Raw genomic sequence first — 20,106 nt, 5'->3', positions numbered from 1 at the left:
GCGCTGAAGCCGCTGGGCGACGGCTTCGTCAAGCTGGTGAAGATGATGATCGCGCCGATCGTCTTCTGCACCATCGTCAGCGGCATCACCTCGCTCAACGACACGCGCGAGATCGGCAAGACGCTGCTGAAGTCGATGGGGCTGTTCTATGCGCTGACGATCCTCGCGCTGCTGACCGGCCTGGCGGCGGTGTTCCTGCTGCAGCCGGGCGCGGGCCTGCACATCGACCCGAAGCACCTGGATGCCGCGGTGGCCGCCAGGTATTCGAGCCAGGTGCCGCCGCGCGGCTTCACCGAGTTCGTGATGCACATCATCCCGTCCTCGTTCTTCGGTGCCTTCGCCGAAGGCGAGGTGTTGCCGGTGCTGTTGTTGTCGGTGCTGTGCGGCTTCGGCCTCACCCGCATCGGCGCGGGCGGCCGCGCGGTGCTGGAAGGCATCGATGCCTTCGCGCACATGCTGTTCTCCGCCTTCGGCTTCATCATGCGGCTGGCGCCGCTGGGGGCCTTCGGCGCGATGGCCTTCACCGTCGGCCGCTATGGCATCAAGTCCATCGGCTCGCTGGGCCTGCTGATCGGTACCTTCTACGTCGCCTGCACCTTCTTCGTCGTCGTCGTGCTGGGGCTGCTGGCGCGGATGCACGGCTTCAAGCTGTGGCAGCTGCTGCGCTACATCCGCGAGGAATTGCTGGTAGTGCTGGGCACCTCGTCGAGCGAGCCGGTGCTGCCCCGGCTGCTGATGAAGCTGGAGCGGCTGGGCTGCAAGAAGGGCGTCGTGGGCCTGGTGCTGCCGACCGGCTACTCGTTCAACCTGGACGGCACGGCCATCTACCTGACGCTGGCCTCGATGTTCATCGCCCAGGCCTGCGACATCCAGCTCACAAGCTGGAGCGGCTGGGCTGCAAGAAGGGCGTCGTGGGCCTGGTGCTGCCGACCGGCTACTCGTTCAACCTGGACGGCACGGCCATCTACCTGACGCTGGCCTCGATGTTCATCGCCCAGGCCTGCGACATCCAGCTCACGTGGACCCAGATCGCGGCGATGCTCGGGCTGATGCTGCTGACCTCGAAGGGCGCCGCCGGCGTCACCGGCAGCGGCTTCGTCGCGCTGGTGGCCACGCTCACCGTGATGCCGGACCTGCCGGTGGCTGGCGTGGCGCTGATCGTCGGCATCGACCGCTTCATGTCCGAGGCGCGGGCCTTGACCAGCACGATGAGCAATGCGGTGGCCTGCGTGGTCGTGTCGATCTGGGAGAAGGCCTGCGACCGCGACGTGCTGACCCGCGAACTCGCGCAGAACTATGCCGAGACCGAGCTGGCGCTGGAGGCGGACGCGGCCCTGCCGACTGCTGCGCCGGCCTCCGTATGACGGTGACAAGCGCTCACACCGGGACGAGTCGATCCGGGGTTAGTTCGTCCAGCCGATTGACGCCCAGGAGCGCCATGTCGCGGTGGATCTCCTCTTGGAGCAAGGTGATGGCATGCGCCACGCCAGCGCGCCCTGCGACGGCTGCGGCATAGGCCATTGGCCGGCCCACGAAAACGTGATCGGCACCCAGCGACAGCGCCTTGAGCACGTCGGTGCCGCGGCGAATGCCGCTGTCCACCATCAGCGCCATGTGGCCCTTGGCATGCGCCGCCTCGGGTAGCGCCAGCAAGGGCGGCAGCGTGCCGTCGAGTTGGCGCCCGCCGTGGTTCGACAGGATGACGCCGTCGGCCCCTGACTGCTCGGCGCGTCGCACGTCGTCGCTGCTGGTCAGTCCCTTCACCACCAGCTTGCCCGGCCATGCGCGCCGGGCAGTGGCCAGGTGCTGCCAGGAAAGATGGTCACGCAGGCCGAACTGACGCACGACGGTGCGCGAGAGGATGGGCACCCCGCGCTGGGCGCCGGCGTTCTCGAAGTGCGGCATGCCGCGTCGAAGCAGTGTGCGGCCCAGCGTTCCAAGCGTCCACCGCGGCCGGACCATGCCGTCCCAGGCCAGGCGCAGGCTGGGTCGCAAGGGTGTCGAGAAGCCGACCCGCACGTTGTTCTCGCGGTTCGCGAGGGCGGCGGTGTCCACCGTGACGACCAAGGTGCCGAAGCCCGCGGCTTTCACCCGCTCGACCAGGCCTTCGATGTGGCCGGCGTCGCCGGGCATGTAGGCCTGGAACCAGCCGCAGGTCGGCGCGGCTTTCGCAATGGCTTCCATGCGGGTGAGTGAGGCGCCGCTCAGCACGTACGGAATGCCGGCCGCTTCTGCCGCCTGCGCCATCACGACGTCGCCGTCGAAGGCGAACAGCGCGCACAGCCCCATCGGCGCGATGCCGAAGGGCGCCTGGTAGTCGGTGCCCATCAGCCGCGTCGTCTGGCGACGACCCGAGACGTCCACCAGGACCTGGGTTCGGAACATCCACCGCTGGTAGGCCGCGCGATTGGCCCGCATGCTCACGTTGTCTTCCACGCCGCCCTGGAGGTAGCCGAACAAGGGCCGGGGCAGGCGGCGCCTCGCAGCGTCTTCCAGATCACCCAGGCAGAGGATGTCGCGCAGGCTGGCGGGCAGGTGGTGGCGCGCGTCGGGCGCAGGCCCGAGCTGCTGCTTTGGCGGGTTTTGACTCATGAGGCAGGCGAGTGGTTGCCGCCGGAGCGGCCTGTCCCGCATTGGATCGCTCCCCGTCCGCGCGCTGCAATCCGTTTCGCTCTGCGTAATGGCGGCGCGGCTGCCTATCAGGGATGCCAGGTGGCCCGCAGCGCGGTCGCCGGCATCGCGCCGAGGGCCTCGCCGAGTTGCCTGGCCGCTGAGACGGTGTGGGGTGCGTGGCGCCGAAGCACGGACACGGTCAGGCGTTCCAGCGGGCCCGAGAGACTGACCGAGCCGAGCACGGTTCCGTGGCGACCGCGAACGGCGGCTGACACGCTTGCGATGTCGGGATTGCGTTCGCCGCGGGTGAGGTGGAAGCCGCGCCGGCGGATGCGCTCGTGGAGATCGCCGGGTTCGCCCAGCGCGGCCAGGATCACCCGGCCCGCGGAGCCGCGGTCCAACGGAAACACCTCGCCGGAGCGGATGGGGCTCTGGATGGCAGCCGAGCCGTCACAGCGCATCAGGCAACTGCGCAGATTGCCCTCGAAGACGAAGAAGGAAGCCCGCTCGCCGGTCGACGCACTGAGTTGCAGCAGGATCGGCTCGATCGCGGCATTCAGATCGAACTGCGCCTGGTACCGGGACCCGATCCAGCCCGCGGCCGGACCGAGCCGCCAGGCGCCGTCCTCCCGCTTCACCAGAAAGCGGGCAGTGGCCAGCGTGCGGGCCAGGCGCAGCGTCGTCGGCTTGTGCATGCCCGTGCGGCGGGCCAGCTCGTGCAGCGGCAAGTAGAGCTCGTCGCCATCGAAGGCGGTCAGGATGGCCAATGCGCGCGACACGGCGTTCACACCCACGTCCGCCGCGCCGGCCGAAGCGGGCGCCGGTGCTTCCGTGAGCAGCCGCTTCAGCGCGCCCGTCGCTTCTGGCCTGGTTGTGTCTCTTCGCACGAGCTCGGTCCCCCCCTTGCAGCGTGAGCGAAGCCATCGTAATCGAGCCGGTCCAGGTCGTTACGTCAGTCGTAACGCCTTGCGGGCGGCGATGCCGCTTCCGATGATGCCGTCCATTCTGAGCACGGAGACATTCGCATGCCACGCACGATGCCAGACAGACGCGCGTTCATCGCTTCGACGGCCCTCGCAGCCATCGGCGTGCGGGCACAGGCGCCCTATCCGGCGGGCCCGATCCGGATCGTGATTCCCTTTGCTGCCGGCGGCGCGACGGATGTCCTGGGCCGGGACCTCGGAAAGGGCATGCAGCCGCATGTGGGCTCGCAGCCTCTCGTGATCGAGAACATGGGCGGGGGCGCCGGCGTGCCGGCCCTGAATGCCGTGGTGCGTGCCAAGGCCGACGGGTACACGCTGCTGTTCGCGGCCTCGGGCAACATTACGGCGCAGCCCTTGCTGATGAGGCAGCGGGTGGACATCCTCACGCAACTCGCGCCAGTTGGCATGGTCGCGACCGCGCCGCACGTGCTGGTGGTTTCGTCCAAGCTGCCGTTCAGGTCAGTGGCCGAACTGGTGGCCTATGCCAGGGCTCACCCCGGTGAACTCGACTTCGGAACGGCGGGGGTCGGCGGCCTGGCACACCTCGGTACCGAGCTCTTCGCGCGCGCGGCGCAGATCGACATCAAGCACATTCCCTATCGTGGCGCGTCCTCGGGACTCACCGATCTGGTATCGGGCCAGATCCACGCGATGTTCGGCACGCTGCCGTCGTTCACCGGAATGGTCGAGACCGGTGGCGTGCGCGTCATCGGCCTGACGGCGCCGAGTGCCTCCGCGGCGCTCAAAGGCATTCCGCTCATTTCGGCGACGGTGCCGGGCTTCGGCTACAAGAGCTGGAACGGCCTCTTCGCGCCCGCGGCAACACCCGCACCGGTGATTGCGCAGCTCCATGCCGCCATGGCGAAGGCGGCTGCGGACAAGGCGATGGCCGCGCGCTTCGACACGCTGGGTGTGGATGTCGCGCTGGCCAATCCGCAGCAGTTGGCTGAGATCGTCCGCAAGGAGACCGCCGTTTGGGACAAGGTGATCCGCGACGCGAAGATCACCCCCACCTAGCGCCCGTTCACATGGCGTCGGTCTCGGTCCCGCGACGCAGCACATCCCACCAACGACGGGCCTGGGCGGTCTTCTCATAGGCGGTGGGGCCGGGCACCTGCAGTTCCACCTCGGTGCCGCGCCCGACCGCGCTGCGGATGTCCAGCTGCCCGCCGATGATCGCGGCACGCTCGCGCATGCCGGGCAGCCCGAAGTGGCTGAGGGGCTGCTGGCCCTCGACTGTTTCGGGGGCGATGCCCTTGCCATCGTCGGCCACCGTCAGCCGGAACTGCCGCGCGCCGTAGTGCAGCGTGACGGTGATCTGCCGTGCGCCGGCATGGCGGAAGCTGTTGCGCAGCGCCTCGCCGGCAATGCGGCAGGCTTCCTCGCGCACCAGCGGATTCAGGTGGCGGGTTGCCCCCTCGAGCCCGACGCTGACGGCCGGCGCGTCGGTCGAACCCTGGGTCCGGGCCAGGTCGGCGCCGATCGCCGCAATCGCCTCGGCCAGGTCGTTGACCTCGACGGTCGAGGCGCGCAGGCCCTGCACGGCATCGCGCCCTTCGACGATCGCCGATTCCGCCCGGTCGAGCGCCTGCGCCAGCCTCTGCTTCGCTTCGAGCGGCCGCTCCGGCAGCACGTTCATTGCCGCCCGGAACCACAGCAGCGAGGCCTGGTAGGTCTGCAGCAGCGTGTCGTGCAGCTCGCGCGCGATGCGGGCCCGCTCGCCGAGCCGCGCATAGAGCGCGATCTCGAACCGGCGGTGCAGCTGGCGCACGCGCAGGCGGTGCGCCAGCCACAGGGCCGTGAGCAGCAGGGCGGCGATGCCGATCCGGAAGGTCCAGGTCGCGTACCACGGGGGCGGGACGCTGATCTTGAGCGCCAGCGTGCTGTCGTTCCAGTCGCCGCGGGCGCCGCGCGCCTGCACCCGGAAGGTGTAGTCGCCCGCGGGCAAGGTCGTGTAGGTCGCACTGCGGCGGGCGCTGTCCGTCTCGTTCCACTTCGTCTCGAGCCCGTCGAGCCGGTAGCGATAGCGCGTGCGGGCCGGGTCGACGTAGTTCAAGGCGGCAAAGTCGAAGGACACGATGCTGCGCGGCTCCAGGTCGAGCGCCTTGGCGGACCAGATCGGCTGCTGCAACGGCCCACTGCCCGGCAACACCGACTCGCCGGCCAGGCGGAGGTCGGTGAGGAACACCGGCAGCACCTGCTGGCGCTCGACCACCTGCCCCGGCCGGAAGGCCACCAGCCCCGTCTGCGAGCCGAAGAACATCTCGCCGCTGGCGCTCTGGGCGGCGACCACGGGGGTGCGGAAGCGATCGGTCAACAGGCCATCCGGCTCGTGGTAGTTGGCAAAGGTCCGGGTGCGCGGGTCGAAGCGCGAGAGCCCGTTCGGGGTGCTCAGCCACAGGCGTCCATCGTCCTCTTCCAGGATGCCGACGACGGTGTCCGCCGGCAGCCCCGAACGCGAGTCGTACGACGTGAAGCGCCCGTCGCGCGGATCGAGCTTGCCCAGCCCGCGGAAGGTCGCGACCCACACCGTGCCGGCGCGGTCGACGTGAACCGCATTGACGCGGTGATGCCCGGGCGGGCGCGCCGCCCGCAGCTCGGCATCGAAGACCCGGAAGCTGCCCGCGCGGGGATCGAAGCGGTGCACGCCGTGCGAGGTCGTCGCGAGCCACAGCACGCCCTCCGCGTCCTCCGCGATCGAGCGGTACTGCAGCAGGCTTCTCGCCTGCGGGGTGAAGGTCGTGAACTGCTGGGTCGACGGCTCCCAGCGGCTGAGGCCGAAGTCGGTCGCGACCCACAGGCTGCCGGCCCGGTCGACCCGCAGCGCGGTGACCCGGTCGTGGTTCAGCGATCGCGGATCGGCTGCCGCATGGGTGTAGATCGTGCTCTGGCCCTTGCGGGCGTCGAAGCGAACGAGGCCGTTGCCGTTCGTGCCGAACCACAGGTGGCCGTCGCGATCCTTGGCGATCGCGCTGACCCCGCGCGCGAAGACCGGCAGGTCGATGTGCGTGACGCCATCGGTGGCGCGGTCGATGCGGTTCAGGCCGCGGTCGGTGCCGACCCACAGCGTGTCGGCATCTTCGGCGAACACCGCGGTCACCGCGCCCTTGCCCAGGCTGTTCGGATTCGCCGGCTGATGCCGGTACGAACGGAAATGGCGCGGCTCGGCGTCGAAGCGGTAGACGGCCCCCAGCTTCGTCGTCGACCAGAAGCTGCCGTCGCGGTCACGGAACAGGCTGATGATGAAGTCGTCGCCCGGGCCCTCGGGATCGTCCGGGTTGCTCTGGTACCAGATCGCCTGCTGGCGGTCCGGCGTCAGCTTCACGAGGCCGAGCTTGTGGGTGCCGAGCCAGAGCGCGTGGTCCTGGTCCTCCTGGATCGACACGACACAGGCCGAGGCGTTCGGTGCCAGGCCGCCGCCCTTGAACGCATAGACCGTGACACGGCCGCTCGCCGGGTCGACCGCGGCAAGGTCGCCACCGGAGGACAGGCCGATCCACAGCCTGCCGCTGCTGTCCACGAACGGCTTCGCGGGAAAGCCGGTGCAGACGAACTTGCGGCCCGCCGGTGTCTCCAGCCTCAGGTGGCGGGTGACCTTGCCGGAACGCCGATCCAGCGTGTAGAGCCCCTCACTGCTGGTGGCCCACAGCGTGCCGTCCGGCAATGCGATGGTGGCAATGACGCGCGTCTCGCCGACCGAGGGCGTGTAGCGTGGCCGATGACAGGCCGTCTTCGAGGTGCTCGGGTCGAGGGCGGTCACGCCGTCGTCGGTCGCGAGCCAGATCAGGCCGTCCGGGTCCTCGACGATGTCGTGGGCGACCCGGACGGTGCCGCAGGCCGCGTCGGGCGAGCGGAACTGCGTGAGGCTGCCGGTGTCGGGGTCGTAGCGCACCAGCGAGTCGTCGCCGCCGATCCACAGCCGGCCCGCGCGGTCGCGCGCCAGCGAGTGACCGTTCAGGTAGCCGACGTCGTGGGCACTGCGCCCATCCGGCACCTTCATGAAGCCGTAGGCGTCGTAGCGCTGCAAGCCGTCTTCGGCGCTGAGCCAGAGGAAGCCGTACTTGTCCTGGGCCATCCGCTGCATCGCGACCGACGCAGAGGGCAAGGGCAGCTGCTGGAACGGCAGCGGTGGGCCCGCGGCGAGCGCCACGTCGAGCACCGGAATGTCCTGCGCATGCGCGGGCACGGCCACGATCACGGCCGATGCGGCAGCCGCGCCCACAGCGAACAACATGCGCAAGAGACGGCTCGACTGCTTCATACACCGTGATGGGCTGCGCGGCCATGGCGCCTGCAGCATCGGGACCGCATCCTATCGCCCGGCTGGTCGCAGGCCCAGGGCACCCACGGCGTACAGTAGGCGCTTCTCGTCCCGCGAGAAGCGGCCCATGACCGAAGCGTTGATCCCCATCAAGGTTCTCTGCGTCGACGACCATCCGATCGTGCGCCAGGGCATCGCCGCCTTGCTGGGCGTGGAGCCGGACATGGCGCTGGTGGCCGAGGCATCGAACGGGCGCGAAGCGATCGAGCAGTTCCGCGCGCACCGCCCGGACGTGACGCTGATGGACCTGCAGATGCCCGGGATGAACGGGCTCGATGCGATCAGCGCAATCCGCGCCGAGTTCCCGCAGGCACCGATCCTCGTGCTCACGACCTATGCCGGCGACGCCCAGGCGGAACAGGCGCTGCGGGCCGGTGCGCGCGGCTACCTGCTGAAGAACGCGCTGCACCGGGAACTGCTCGAAGCCATCCGCGGCGCGCACGACGGCCGCCCGGTGCTGCCCTCGGAAGGTTCGTCCGAACTCGCCGTGCAGGCGGCGGACGCGGGCCTGATGCCGGCGGAGATCGGCGTGCTGCGCTTCATCGCCCAGCGCGGTGCCTATGCAGAGATCGCGCGGGCGCTGGGCCTGAGCGCAGCGCTGGTCGAAGAGCAGGTGCGAAGCTTCCTGTCGCAGCGGGACCCGCAGGACGGCCTGCCGTCCGGGCCCGCGGGATCCGAACACGAGCTGCTGCAGGCCGAGCGCGCCGCCCGGCATGTCGCCGAGGCGGCCAACCGCGCGAAGAGCGAGTTCCTGGCGAGCATGAGCCACGAGTTGCGCGAGCCGCTGAATGCCGTGCTCGGCTACGCCCAGCTGCTGACGATGAATGGCGGCCTGAGCCCGCGGCAGGAGCGCGGCCTGAACACCATCCACCAGAGCGGGCAGCACCTGCTCTCGCTGGTCAACGACATCCTCGACCTCGCGCGCATCGAGGCCGGCCGCGCCGCGCTGAACCCGGTGGCGCTGCCCCTGCCCACCTTCGTGCAGGCGGCCTGCGAGCTGATGCTCGTGAAGGCCGAGGAAAAGGGACTGACCCTGGTGTTCGACGCCGCGACAGGGCTTCCCCGGTCGGTGCTGGCGGACGAGCGCCGGCTGCGCCAGCTGCTGCTGAACCTGCTGGGCAATGCGATCAAGTTCACCGACCGGGGCACGGTCACGCTGCGCGTGTCTGCCGCGTCGCAGAGCCCGTCGCAGGTGTTGCTGCGCCTGGAGGTCGAAGACACCGGTGTCGGCATCCGGCCCGATGACCTGGAACGCATCTTCCAGCCCTTCGAGCAGGTGGGTGACGCCGCGAGCCGGCGCGGCGGCACCGGGCTGGGCCTGGCGATCACGCGGGCCCTGGTGAAGGACATGGGCGGGCAGGTGCAGGTCAGCAGCGCGCTGGGCCGCGGCACCCGCTTCCGGGTGGAGCTGCCCTTGCCGGTGGTGCAGCCCGCGCAGGACGCGTCGCTTCCGGTGACCGGTGTCTCGCGCTACGCGGGGCCGCTGCGGCGGGTCCTGGTGGTCGACGACGACGCGGCGAGCCGCGCGCTGATGAGCGACTTCCTCGCCCACGCCGGATTCGAGGTGGCGCAGGCGAGCGACTGCAGCCGGATGCTGGTGACGGCGAAGACCTTCCGCCCGGACCTCATCGTGATGGAGACCGTGATGCCGGTGCTGGACGGCGTGGAGGCCATGCGCCGATTGCGGCGCGATGCCGAACTGGTCGCGGTGCCGGTGATCGCGGTCACCGCCTCGACCTCCGCCGAGCACCGCGCCGCCTGCCTGCAGGCCGGCGTCCAGGTGGTCCTGACCAAACCCGTGTCGCTGCAGACGCTGCAGGCCCACGTCGGCCAGGCACTCGGCCTGCAGTGGATCGAGCCGACCCAGGGCGCGCACTGAGCCCGCGCGGCCGGCGACCCTTACTCGAGCTTTGCGCCGGACCGGCGGATCACCTCGGCCCACTTGTCCGCCTCGCGGGCGACGAAGGGCTGGAAGGTCTCGTGCGGCATGTCCATCGGGAAGCTGCCGGCGGCGTCGAGCGTGGCTTTCACCTCGGGCGTCTTCATCACCGCATCGAGCGCGTCCGACAGGCGCTTGACGATCGCCGGTGGCGTGCGGGCCGGCACGAAGACGCCGCCCCAGCTCAGCGCATCCACCGCGCCGAAGCCGGCTTCGGCCATCGTCGGCACCTCGGGCAGCGGGGCCAGGCGCTTCGCGCTGGTCACCGCCAGCGGCACGACCTTGCCGCTCTTGATGTGCGGCCCGGACGTGATCGCGAAGTCGAACAGCGCCTCGATGTTGCCGGCCATCAGGTCGACCAGCGCCGCGGAGGTGGACTTGTACGGGATGTGGGTGAAGCGGGCGCCGGTGGTGGTCTGCAGCAGCTCCAGGCACAGGTGGCCGGCGGTGCCGCTGCCGCCGGAGCCGAAGCTGATCTTGCCGGGTTCGGCCCTGCCGCGCTCGACCAGCGCCTTCACGTCGCGCCACTGCGTGGCCGGGTTCACCACCAGCACGTTGGCATTGCCCAGCAGGCCGTGCACCGCGACGAAGTCCTTCACCGGGTCGTAGCGGATGTTCTTGTACAGCGCGCTGTTGGTGCCCTGCGTGCCCTGGGTGCCGATCAGCGGCGTGTAGCCGTCGGGCGCGGCGCGCGCCACCGATTCCGCGCCCAGCGCGCCGGCCAGCATCGCGAAGCGGCGGCGATCCATCAGCGGCCTCCCAGGGCGGGTGGCAGCGGCAGTTCGCGCGCCTCGTAGAGCTTGATCTCCGGTGCCGCGGCCGCCAGCGCCGCCATCGCCCGCGCGAAGTCGATCGACGCCGGCACCGCGAAGTGGCGGAACAGGTCCTCGGCGCTCGCCCAGCGTTCGACGAAGACCAGCCGGTTCGGGTCGGCCAGGTCGGGCATCACCGCATGGTGCAGGCAGCCGGGTTCCTGCAACGAGCGGGCGACATGCGCCTGGCTCAGGCGCAGCACGTCGGCGCGGGTGTCGTCGCGGGCGACGACGCTGCCGAGGACGATGATCATGGGTTGTCTCCTTTTGGGGGCTAGGGCAGGGCTCAGCGCGCGCTGGCGCCGCCGTCCACCGGGATCACGGCGCCGGTCATGTAGCTCGAGGCGTGCGAGGCGAGCAGCAGCGCCAGGCCCTGGATCTCGGTGGTGTCGGCGATGCGGCCGAGCGGAATGTAGGTCTTCATGCGCTCTGCAACCTCGGGCAGGCGCAGCCGCCCGCCGTTGATGCCGGTGGCGAACGGGCCGGGCGCGATGGCATTGACCCGCACGTTGTGCGGCGCCAGTTCCACCGCGGCCTGCCGCACCAGGTTGTTGACGGCGGCCTTCGAGGCCACATAGGCGTAGCCCGACATCGCTTCGGCGCGCAGCCCGGCGATCGACGAGGTGACGACGATGCGGCCGCTGCGCCGCGCCTTCATCGGCTTCGCGGCGGCGCGCAGCGTCGCCAGAACGCCGTCCAGGTTGATGGCCAGCACGCGGTGCCAGGCCGCGAGGTCGACGTGCTCGAGCTGGCCCGTTTCGACGGCGAAGCCGCGGCCGGCGCTGATGCCGGCGTTGGCGAACACCGCGTCGATGGCGCCGTGCCGCTGCAGCGCGGTGTCGATCAGCGCGTCGACCTGGGCAGCATCGGCCACGTCGGTCACCACACCGTGCAGCGCACCGCGGGCGCGCGGCCGCAGTCCTTCGATGGCGGCGGCCAGCTGCGGGCCGTCGACGTCGCTCATCACCAGGTTCGCGCCGGCATCGAGCATCGCCTCGGCGATGGCCAGGCCGAGGCCGCTGGCCGCGCCGGTGACCACGGCGGTCTGGCCGCCCAGGTCGAACAGCGAGAGCGCGCTCACCGCTGGCCTTGCGCCGGCACCTGACGCGGCAAGTGAGCGTCCCAGCCCTGGCCGGGCTCGATCATGTAGTGCACCGTGAGCACGACGCGCTGGAAGAGCCAGGCACCGTCGAGGCGCACGTACTCGTCGTCGAAGCGGCCGACGACGTACCAGCTCTTGCCGTCCTTCACCGGCCGGCCGTCCAGGTAGCTGTAGCCGCGGCCGGTGCGGCCGTCGGTGTGCACGACGTGGTTGTGCACGAACTGGCGCGCATGCTGCACCGGGAAGGTGGCGAAGAAGTCGCGGATCGCCACGCGCCCGTGCACTTCGGGCCGGCCGCCGTAGGCGATGGTGGCGTCGGGCGCGAACAGCTCGTGCAGCCGCGGGCCCTGGTCTTCGTTGACCAGCTCGTGGTAGCGGCAACGCAGTTCACGGATGGCTTCGATGCTTTCCAGCACCAGCAGGCGTTGTTCGATCGAGGTCTCGGCCATTCAGAGGGGCTCCGGGTGGGTGTGATGGAAGTCGGCCAGGATGGCCGACAGGCGCTTCTTCACCGAGGCGCCGGTCTGTGCATGCGGCACAACGTAGAAGCGGCCGGCGTCGATGGCCTGCAGCGTCTGCTCGGCCGCATCGCGGGCGCTGATGGGCGAGCCCGCCATGCCGGCACGCACGCGCTGCTGCGCGGACGGCGGCTGGGCCGCGGCATCGGCCAGCGCGGCCGGGCGGTTGCGCGCGGCCTCGCCGATGCGGCTGGGCAGCAGCGAGGGGCACAGCACCGTCACGCCGATCGGCGCCTGGAGGGCCGCCAGGTCGTGCGCCAGGCATTCCGACAGCGCGACCACCGCATGCTTGGACGCGCAGTACACGCCCGAGCCCGCCAGCGTCGCGAGCCCCGCGGCCGAGGCCGTGTTGATCACCTGTGCCTTCGTGCCGCGCGCCAGCATCCGCGGCACGAAGGCGCGCACGCCGTTGGCCACGCCGATCAGGTTGACGCCCAGCACCCAGGCCCAGTCGGCAGGCGTCGCGGCCCACACCGGGCCGAGCGTGGCCACGCCGGCGTTGTTGAACAGCCAGTCGGCACCGCCGAACAGGTCGTCGCAGGCCTGGGCCAGGCGCTCGAGCTCGTCGGCTTGCGTGACGTCGCAGTGCTGCACATGGCAGCGCACGCCCAGCGCGCGCAGCATCGCCGCGGTCTCGTCCAGCGCCGGCCGCTCGATGTCGGCACCGACGACGGCCATGCCGCGGCGCGCGCAGGCCAGGGCCAGCTCGCGCCCGATGCCGCTGCCCGCGCCGGTGACGACCGCGACCTGGGGACCTGTGTGTTCGACCATCGGCCGATGCTAGGAACACCGCGCCGCGGCGACTGTCTGAAATCGGACGTTCGATGTCGGCCGGCCTGCTCGTCAACCCGCACCACAATCCGGCCCCAGGCACCCGGGAATCGCGACATGCTCAACGCCGAGGAACTGCGGCATCGGCTCCGCACCCACGACTGGTTTCGCGGCTGCAGCGAAGCGCTGCAGGACGCCTTGATCGCGCATGGGCGCGAGCGCCGCCTGCAGGCCGGCGAGCACCTGTTCCGCCAGGGTTCGGCCGACGGCGGCTTGTACGCCGTGCTGGGCGGATCGATCAGCGTGCAGGCGCTGGACCCGCAGGACGAAGCCCCGGTGCTGCTGGTGCTGGAGCCCTGCCACTGGTTCGGCGAGCTGACGCTGATCGACGGCCTGCCGCGTTCGCACGATGCGGTGGCCGACACCGATTCGCTGGTCTGGTGCGTGGCGCGGGCACCGCTGCTGGCCTGGCTGGAGGCGCATCCGCAGCACTGGCGCGAGATGGCGCGGCTCGCGGCCGGCAAGCTGCGCATCGCCTTCCAGATCTTCGACCTGGAGATACGCAGCCCGATGACCGAGCGCGTGGCGCGCCGGCTGCGCCTGGCCAGCCTGGGCTGGGGCTGGCGCCGCGATGCGCCGCGTGCGCAGCTGCGCCTGTCGCAGGAGCAGCTGGCGCGCATGCTGGGCACCAGCCGCTCCAGCGTGAACAAGTCGCTGCGCGAGCTGGCGCAGCAGGGCGCCGTCGCGCTGCACTACGGCGTGATCGAGGTGCGCGACGCGGCGCTGCTGCTGCAGGCCTGCGGCAGCAACGCCGCCGCGCCTTCACGCACGGCTTGAGGCCTGCGCGCTGCCGCGCACCGCGCGCGGCCGGTGCAGCCGGCGCAGCACCTCGCTGCGCAGCAGGTCGGCCACCGCCTGCGCCGCGGTCGACAGGCGCCGGCCCTGCAGCGTGACCAGCCCGATCGGGCGGCGCACGACCGGCTCGGCCAGCGGCCGCTGCACCACGCCGGCGCCGCGGGCCACCAGCGCGGCCAGCGCGGGCAGGGCCGCAACGCCCAGGCCCGCCGCCACCATCGCGTCGATCGACGCCAGGTGCTCCACTTCGTAGCGCGGCTCGAAGCGCCGGCCCAGCTGCAGCAGCGTGGCATCGGCGTACTGGCGCACGCTGGTGGCCGCCGGCATCGAGATGTGCGTCAGGTCGGCCACCTCGGCCCAGCGCAGCGGGCCGCGGCCGCGCGCGAGCGCGTGATCCGCGCCCAGCAGCAGCACGAACGGATCGCTGGCCAGCGCGACGTAGGACAGGTCGGCATAGGCGGGGTTCTCGGCGGTGAGCGCGAAGTCCACCTCGCCCGAGCGCACGAGCTCGAAGGACACCGCCGACAAGGTGTCCAGCAGGTCCAGCCGCACCCCCGGATGGCGCGCCGCGAAGCGGGCGAAGACCACCGGCACGACGGTGGCGGCCAGCGAAGGCAGGGCCGCCACGCGCACGCGGCCCTGGCGCAGCTCGACGACGTCGCGCACCGCGGCCGTCGCGGCGCGGGCCTGCGCGTTCAGCCCGCGTGCGTGCGCCAGCAGCGCCTGCCCGGCGTCGGTGAGCTGCACCGCGCGCGTGCTGCGCTCGAACAGCGCTGCGCCGAAGCCGGCCTCCAGCCGCGCCACCACGCCCGACACCGCCGGCTGCGACAGGTGCATGCGCTCGGCCGTGCGGCGAAAGCTCAGCGTCTCGGCCAGCGCGATGAAGACCTCGATCTCGCGGAGGGACCAATTGATCATGCTGGATTATCAATTCATCGGGAAATGCGACTGGACCCTATCGATGGCCGTTCCTAGACTTTGGGCCATGACCAATCGACTTCTCGCGCAGGTGCTGGTGGTGGGCGGCGGCACGATGGGGGCCGACGTCGCGGTGGTCTTCGCGCGCGGCGGCGCCGGCGTCACCATCGTCGAGCCCGATGCGGCGCGCCGCGAGCGGCTGCCCGGCTACGTGGCGGCACAACTCGCGGCGGCCGGCCAGGCCTCGCGCCCCGGCGCCTTGCGGACGGCGGCAGCGCTCGACGATGTCGACTGGACCGACGTGGGGCTGGTCGTCGAATGCATCGTCGAGCAGCTCGCGCCGAAGCAGCAGCTGTTCGCCCGGCTCGCCGCGCTGGCGCCGCGCGGTGCCGTGCTGGCCAGCAACAGCTCCGGCCTGCCGATCAGCCGCATTGCCGACGGCCTGCCCACGCGCGGGCGCATGCTCGGGCTGCACTTCTTCATGCCGGCCCACCTGGTACCGCTGGTCGAGGTGGTGCTCGGTCCGGACAGCGACGAGGCGTTGGCCCGCTCGCTGATGGACGCGATGCGCCGCTGCGGCAGCGTGCCGGTGCTGGTGCGCAAGGACCGGCCCGGCTTCCTGGCCAACCGGCTGCAGCACGCGCTGGCCCGCGAGGCCTTCGCGCTGCTCGACGAGGGCGTCGCCAGTGCCGAGGACATCGACGCCGCCGTGCGCTTCGGCTTCGGCTTCCGCTTCCTGGCGGCCGGGCCGATCCTGCAGCGCGACCATGCCGGCCTGGACATCCACTGCGCCGCCGCGGCCACCATCTACCCGAGCCTGTGCAATGCCGGCGAACCCGCCGCGGTGCTGCGCGCGCAGGTGGCGGCCGGGCGCCATGGCATGAAGAGCGGTGCCGGCTTCAGTGAATGGCCCGCCGAGCGCCGCGATGCCGAGCGCGCCCGCTACGACCGTCTGCTGCGCGCCGGCCTGGACCTGCTGCGCGACGAACTGCCGCCCCCTGCCACCGCATCATGAGCCCACCCGAACCGTTGATCCTCACCGTCGCCCCGAACGGCGCCTACAAGCAGGCGGCCGATCATCCGGCCCTGCCGTTGACCCCGCAGGCGCTGGCGATCACCGCGAAGGCCTGCCTCGAGGCCGGCGCGGCGATGCTCCACCTGCACATCCGCGACGACGCCGGCCGCCACAGCCTGGACGTGGCCGGCTACCGCGAAGCGCTGCGGGTGCTGCGCGCCGCGGTGGGCGACGCGATGGTGCTGCAGGTCACCTCGGAAGCGGCCCGCGTCTACCGCGCGCCGCAGCAGATCGCGATGGTGCGCGAACTGCAGCCGGAGGCGCTGTCGGTCGGCCTGCGCGAGATCGACCAGCCGGAGATCGGCGAGGCGGGCCTGGCCGACTTCTTCGGCGCGCTGGCGCGCGCGCGCACGATGACCCAGGTCATCCTCTACGACGAGGCGGACCTGCGCCGCTGGCAGGCCCTGCGTGCCGCCGGCACGGTGCCCGATGCGCCGTGGTTCCTGCTGTTTGTGCTGGGCCGCTACAGCGCCGGGCAGACCTCCGATCCACGCGACCTGCTGCCCTTCCTGGCAGCGCACCAGGGCGCCGAGCCCTGGGCCGTGTGCGCGTTCGGGCCGACCGAGCACACCTGCGTCGCCGCGGCGGCGGCTTTCGGTGGCCATGCGCGCGTGGGCTTCGAGAACAACCTGCGGCTGCGCGACGGCAGCCTGGCGCCCGATAACGCGGCATTGGTGCGGCAGGCGGCCGACGTGGCCGCGGCGTTGGGTCGGCCGCTGGCCACCGCCGCGCAGATCCGCGCCCGTTTCGGCCGCTGAGTCGCGGCTGCCCCGATGCCCTTCCCGAACCGCGGCGCCGCCGGGCGGCGACCGTCCACCCCCACCAGGAGACTCCCCATGCTCGACCGCCGCCAATCGCTGATGACCCTGCTGGCCCTGGCTGCCGGCCTCTGCGCCGGCGGCGCCGCGCAGGCGCAGGCCGGCTATCCGAACGGCCCGGTGCGCTTCGTGGTGCCGTACCCGCCGGGCGGGCCGACCGACCTGATGGCACGGCTGCTGCAGCCCGAACTGCAGAAGCGCCTGGGCGTACCGGTCGTCGTCGACAACAAGAGCGGCGCCGGCGGCAACCTCGGCAGCGCGGAGGTCGCCAAGCAGGCACCGGCCGATGGCCAGACCCTGCTGCTGGCCGCCAGCGGGCCGATGGCCGTCAATGCCACGCTGTACCGCTCGATGTCCTTCAATGCGCTGAGCGACCTGGCGCCGGTGGTGCAGCTGTCGGCCTTTCCGCTGGTGCTCGAAACGCACCCTTCAGTGAACGCCGCGACGCTCAAGGACTTCATCGCAGCGGCGAAGGGGCAGAAGGAGCCGTTCAGCTATGCCTCGGCCGGCAACGGCACGCCGCAGCACCTGGCGGGCGAGCTGTTCGCGCGCGCCGCCGGCGTGCCGCTGATGCATGTGCCCTACCGCGGCGCCGGCCCGGCGCTCAACGACGTGCTCGGTGGCCAGGTGAAGGTGATGTTCGACATCCTCGGCAGCTCGCTGCCGCACATCCAGGCCGGCAAGCTCAAGCCGATCGCGGTGACCTCGGCCAAGCGCAGCCCGGCGCTGCCCAACGTGCCGACCATGGCCGAAGCCGGCCTCCCGAACTTCGAGACCACCGCCTGGCACGGCGTGGCGGTGCGGGCCGGCACGCCGGCGCCGATCATCGCCAAGCTCAACGCGACTTTCCTGGACATCTTCAAGGACCCGGCCTTCCGCAAGAAGTGGGAAGAGATCGGCACGCCGGTGGTCGCCGGGACGCCGGAAGACTTCGGCCGACTGGTCCGCACGGAATCCGTGCGCCTGGGCCGCGTGGTGCGCGAGGCCGGCGTCACGGCGGATTGATGCAGCGCGGCGGGCCCTTGCCGCCAGGGGTCAGGCGGCATTTGATTGACACCTAAATACTTTAAGTCTAAATTTAATGCGGCGACAGCGCCGCCGCCCGCGGCCGACCCCGGAGCGCATCATGAACCTCGAGCACCTCGCGTGGCCGTTCTTCGAATCCCGCCATGCCGCGCTGGCCCGCGCGCTGCAGGACTGGGCCCAAGCCCACCTGGGTGACCATGCCGCGCAGGACGTCGACGACCACTGCCGCACGCTGGTGCGCCAGCTCGGCGCCGCGGGCTGGCTGGCCCATGCGGTGGCCGGCCAGGCCTACGGCGGCGCCGCCGACACCATCGACACGCGCTCGATCTGCCTGCTGCGCGAGACCCTGGCCCACCACGACGCGCTGGCGGACTTCGCGTTCGCGATGCAGGGCCTGGGCTCGGGCGCCATCAGCCTCGGCGGCACGCCGGATCAGAAGGCCGCCTACCTGCCGCGCGTGGCCGCGGGCCAGGCCATCGCCGCGTTCGCGCTGTCCGAACCCGACTCCGGCTCCGACGTCGCGTCGATGGCCTGCGAGGCACTGCGCGACGGCGACGACTACCTGCTGCAAGGGCAGAAGACCTGGATCTCCAACGGCGGCATCGCCGACTTCTACGTGGTGTTCGCCCGCACCGGCGAAGCGCCGGGCGCGCGGGGCATCAGCGCGTTCATCGTCGATGCCGACACGCCGGGCCTGCAGATCGCCGAGCGCATCGCCCTCATCGCGCCGCACCCGCTGGCCCGCCTGCGCTTCGACCGCTGCCGCGTCAAGGCCAGCCAGCGGATCGGTCCGGCCGGCGAGGGCTTCAAGCTGGCGATGCGCACGCTCGACGTGTTCCGCACCTCGGTGGCCGCCGCGGCGCTGGGCTTCGCGCGCCGGGCGCTCGCGGAAGGCCTGCAGCGGGCCACCACGCGCCAGATGTTCGGCAGCACGCTGGCCGACTTCCAGATCACCCAGGCCAAGCTGGCGCAGATGGCGACCACCATCGATTCGGCGGCGCTGCTGACCTACCGCGCCGCCTGGCAGCGCGACCGCGGCCACGGCGTGACCCGCGAGGCGGCGATGGCCAAGATGGCCGCCACCGAAGGCGCCCAGCAGGTGATCGACGCGGCGCTGCAGATGTGGGGCGGCCTGGGCGTGGTCAGCGGCGTGCCGGTGGAGCAGCTGTACCGCGACATCCGCGCGCTGCGCATCTACGAAGGCGCCACCGAAGTGCAGCAGCTGATCATCGCCCGCGAGCTGCTGCGCGAGCAGCAGGCCCGCCCACCGCGCTGAACGACGCTGCGCCGGGCGCGCGGCGCCCGCATTCGCGACGCCTACACTGAAGCCGATGCAGATCGGCCGGCAGACGCTCGAAGCCTTCAGCGCGCGGCTGCTCGCGCTGGACGGCCTGCCGGCCGATGTCTCGCCCTCGCGGCTGATGAGCGAAGGCCTGGCCGGGCTGCGCAGCCTGGTGCCCTTCGACGCCGCCTGGTGGGGCGAGAGCTCCGGCGGCATGGATGGCCTGGCGCCGCGCAACTGGCTCAGCGGCCGCATCCAGCTCAGCGCCGACTTCGCGCGTGAATGGAACCGCATCAGCGCGGCCGACCGCTTCGCGAACGAATCGATGCAGCGGCTCGACACGGTGGTCTGCGCGGTGGGCTATGCCGATCCGGAGCCGGCGGTCGAGGCCTTCTCGCGCCGCCACGACCTCTACCACGTGATGGCGATCACCCGCTCGCTGGCGGGCAGCGGGCTGCTGCAGTTCATCTCGCTGTACCGGCACCGCGCGTCGCCGCCCTTCGAGCCGGCGCACCGCGTGCTGTTCGATCAGTTCAGCGCGCACCTGATGCAGCGCTGGAGCGCACGCATCGCGGCACTGGTCGACGGCGACGGCACGCCGGGCGAGGCGCATGGCCTGGTCGATGCGGCGGGCGATTTCGTCTACGTCGGCGCACGCCTGGCGCTGATGCTGCGCGAGCGCTTCGCGCACTGGGACGGCACCCGCCTGCCGACCGAGCTGGCCCGGGCCGCGCGCGGCGCGCCGGCCACGCTGAAGCTGGGCGCGCAGCGGCTCGCGGCGCAGCCCTGCGGCGAGCTGGTGCTGCTGAGCCTGACGCCGCGCCGCCGCGCCGCGCCGCTGCCGCCGCGCGAGATGAGCGTGGCGCTGCTCTATGCCGATGGCCGCTCGCACAAGGAGATAGCACGCACCACCGGGCTGGCGCCGACCACCGTGCGCACCTACCTGCGCGAGGCCTACCTGCGGCTGGGCGTGTCCGACAAGGTGGCCCTCGGCCGCGCGCTGGCCGGCCAGGCGCCGCGCCGGCCCGGCGGCTGACCCCCCCGTCCGCATTTGCAGAGGGTCGCGCGGCCCG

17 protein-coding genes and 2 pseudogenes are annotated in these 20,106 nt (G+C 71.5%); 10 read left to right on the top strand and 9 right to left on the bottom strand.

The annotated features are described in order from the left end of the window. Nucleotides 1-3: 3 nt before the first annotated feature. Both ACILR4_RS19230 and ACILR4_RS19225 read left to right on the top strand, forming a co-directional pair. Nucleotides 4-872: pseudogene (locus tag ACILR4_RS19230) on the top strand (cation:dicarboxylate symporter family transporter); the annotation flags it as partial. Between the two features lie 141 nt (nucleotides 873-1,013). After that, a pseudogene (locus ACILR4_RS19225) lies at nucleotides 1,014-1,364 on the top strand (cation:dicarboxylate symporter family transporter); the annotation flags it as partial. Nucleotides 1,365-1,377: 13 nt separating this feature from the next. On the opposite strand, the gene ACILR4_RS19220 reads toward ACILR4_RS19225, so the two are convergent. Further along, on the bottom strand, nucleotides 1,378-2,592 hold the full coding sequence (locus tag ACILR4_RS19220; protein WP_395702484.1) for an alpha-hydroxy acid oxidase: 1,215 nt from the start codon (nucleotides 2,590-2,592) through the stop codon (nucleotides 1,378-1,380). 107 nt (nucleotides 2,593-2,699) lie between these two features. Beyond that, nucleotides 2,700-3,401, bottom strand: coding sequence for an IclR family transcriptional regulator (locus ACILR4_RS19215; RefSeq protein WP_395702483.1), 702 nt, complete (start codon nucleotides 3,399-3,401; stop codon nucleotides 2,700-2,702). 237 nt (nucleotides 3,402-3,638) lie between these two features. Here ACILR4_RS19215 and ACILR4_RS19210 point away from each other — a divergent pair, with 237 nt between their 5' ends. Continuing rightward, nucleotides 3,639-4,613 carry a Bug family tripartite tricarboxylate transporter substrate binding protein gene (locus ACILR4_RS19210; protein WP_395702482.1) on the top strand — a complete coding sequence of 325 codons (975 nt, stop codon included), beginning with the start codon at nucleotides 3,639-3,641 and terminating at the stop codon, nucleotides 4,611-4,613. A 7-nt stretch (nucleotides 4,614-4,620) separates the two neighbouring features. On the opposite strand, the gene ACILR4_RS19205 is transcribed toward ACILR4_RS19210, so the two are convergent. Beyond that, nucleotides 4,621-7,830 (bottom strand): two-component regulator propeller domain-containing protein, encoded by a 3,210-nt coding sequence (locus tag ACILR4_RS19205; protein WP_395702481.1) that lies wholly within the window; start codon nucleotides 7,828-7,830, stop codon nucleotides 4,621-4,623. A gap of 154 nt (nucleotides 7,831-7,984) precedes the next feature. Between ACILR4_RS19205 and ACILR4_RS19200 the strand changes: the two genes are divergently transcribed. Beyond that, nucleotides 7,985-9,796, top strand: coding sequence for a response regulator (locus ACILR4_RS19200; RefSeq protein WP_395702480.1), 1,812 nt, complete (start codon nucleotides 7,985-7,987; stop codon nucleotides 9,794-9,796). Between the two features lie 20 nt (nucleotides 9,797-9,816). Here the strand turns inward: ACILR4_RS19200 and ACILR4_RS19195 are convergent, their stop codons facing one another. The 5 genes from ACILR4_RS19195 to ACILR4_RS19175 are packed head-to-tail and all read right to left on the bottom strand — an operon-like array spanning nucleotide 9,817 to nucleotide 13,059. Beyond that, the gene (locus tag ACILR4_RS19195) at nucleotides 9,817-10,605 is read right to left on the bottom strand and encodes a Bug family tripartite tricarboxylate transporter substrate binding protein (RefSeq protein ID WP_395702479.1); all 789 of its coding nucleotides are present in this window, start codon (nucleotides 10,603-10,605) and stop codon (nucleotides 9,817-9,819) included. Further along, nucleotides 10,605-10,922, bottom strand: coding sequence for a putative quinol monooxygenase (locus ACILR4_RS19190; protein WP_395702478.1), 318 nt, complete (start codon nucleotides 10,920-10,922; stop codon nucleotides 10,605-10,607). Before ACILR4_RS19190 ends, ACILR4_RS19195 begins: the two co-directional genes overlap by 1 nt. A 32-nt stretch (nucleotides 10,923-10,954) precedes the next feature. Then, nucleotides 10,955-11,749, bottom strand: a complete 795-nt coding sequence (locus tag ACILR4_RS19185; RefSeq protein ID WP_395702477.1) for an SDR family NAD(P)-dependent oxidoreductase — start codon at nucleotides 11,747-11,749, stop codon at nucleotides 10,955-10,957. Then, a complete protein-coding gene (locus tag ACILR4_RS19180; protein ID WP_395702476.1) occupies nucleotides 11,746-12,219 on the bottom strand; it encodes a nuclear transport factor 2 family protein in 474 nt (157 codons plus the stop codon). Before ACILR4_RS19180 ends, ACILR4_RS19185 begins: the two co-directional genes overlap by 4 nt. Beyond that, the gene (locus tag ACILR4_RS19175) at nucleotides 12,220-13,059 is read right to left on the bottom strand and encodes an SDR family NAD(P)-dependent oxidoreductase (protein WP_395702475.1); all 840 of its coding nucleotides are present in this window, start codon (nucleotides 13,057-13,059) and stop codon (nucleotides 12,220-12,222) included. A gap of 117 nt (nucleotides 13,060-13,176) precedes the next feature. Between ACILR4_RS19175 and ACILR4_RS19170 the strand changes: the two genes are divergently transcribed. Continuing rightward, entirely contained in the window at nucleotides 13,177-13,896 is a 720-nt protein-coding gene (locus ACILR4_RS19170) for a Crp/Fnr family transcriptional regulator (RefSeq protein ID WP_395702474.1), read from the top strand. Here the strand turns inward: ACILR4_RS19170 and ACILR4_RS19165 are convergent. Continuing rightward, a complete protein-coding gene (locus ACILR4_RS19165) occupies nucleotides 13,882-14,832 on the bottom strand; it encodes a LysR substrate-binding domain-containing protein (protein WP_395702473.1) in 951 nt (316 codons plus the stop codon). The two genes, ACILR4_RS19170 and ACILR4_RS19165, sit on opposite strands and share 15 nt — an antisense overlap. A 67-nt stretch (nucleotides 14,833-14,899) precedes the next feature. Here ACILR4_RS19165 and ACILR4_RS19160 point away from each other — a divergent pair, with 67 nt between their 5' ends. The 5 genes from ACILR4_RS19160 (at nucleotide 14,900) to ACILR4_RS19140 (ending at nucleotide 20,069) form a co-directional block, all read left to right on the top strand. Beyond that, nucleotides 14,900-15,847 carry a 3-hydroxyacyl-CoA dehydrogenase family protein gene (locus ACILR4_RS19160; RefSeq protein WP_395702472.1) on the top strand — a complete coding sequence of 316 codons (948 nt, stop codon included), beginning with the start codon at nucleotides 14,900-14,902 and terminating at the stop codon, nucleotides 15,845-15,847. Beyond that, a complete protein-coding gene (locus ACILR4_RS19155) occupies nucleotides 15,844-16,665 on the top strand; it encodes a 3-keto-5-aminohexanoate cleavage protein (protein WP_395702471.1) in 822 nt (273 codons plus the stop codon). The genes ACILR4_RS19160 and ACILR4_RS19155 overlap by 4 nt, the downstream gene beginning before the upstream one ends. A gap of 78 nt (nucleotides 16,666-16,743) precedes the next feature. Beyond that, nucleotides 16,744-17,730: a Bug family tripartite tricarboxylate transporter substrate binding protein gene (locus ACILR4_RS19150; protein WP_395702470.1), complete on the top strand. Its 987-nt coding sequence runs from the start codon at nucleotides 16,744-16,746 to the stop codon at nucleotides 17,728-17,730. Nucleotides 17,731-17,851: 121 nt separating this feature from the next. Further along, on the top strand, nucleotides 17,852-19,027 hold the full coding sequence (locus tag ACILR4_RS19145) for an acyl-CoA dehydrogenase family protein (RefSeq protein WP_395702469.1): 1,176 nt from the start codon (nucleotides 17,852-17,854) through the stop codon (nucleotides 19,025-19,027). Between the two features lie 55 nt (nucleotides 19,028-19,082). Continuing rightward, entirely contained in the window at nucleotides 19,083-20,069 is a 987-nt protein-coding gene (locus ACILR4_RS19140; protein WP_395702468.1) for a LuxR C-terminal-related transcriptional regulator, read from the top strand. Nucleotides 20,070-20,106 lie beyond the last annotated feature (37 nt).

Origin of the sequence: Aquabacterium sp. (genome assembly GCF_044226965.1) — a bacterium.
In the GTDB taxonomy this organism is placed as follows: Bacteria; Pseudomonadota; Gammaproteobacteria; order Burkholderiales; family Burkholderiaceae_C; genus Pseudaquabacterium.
Note: the sequence above shows the minus strand (reverse complement) of the source record. Positions and strands in the feature narration are given on the sequence as shown.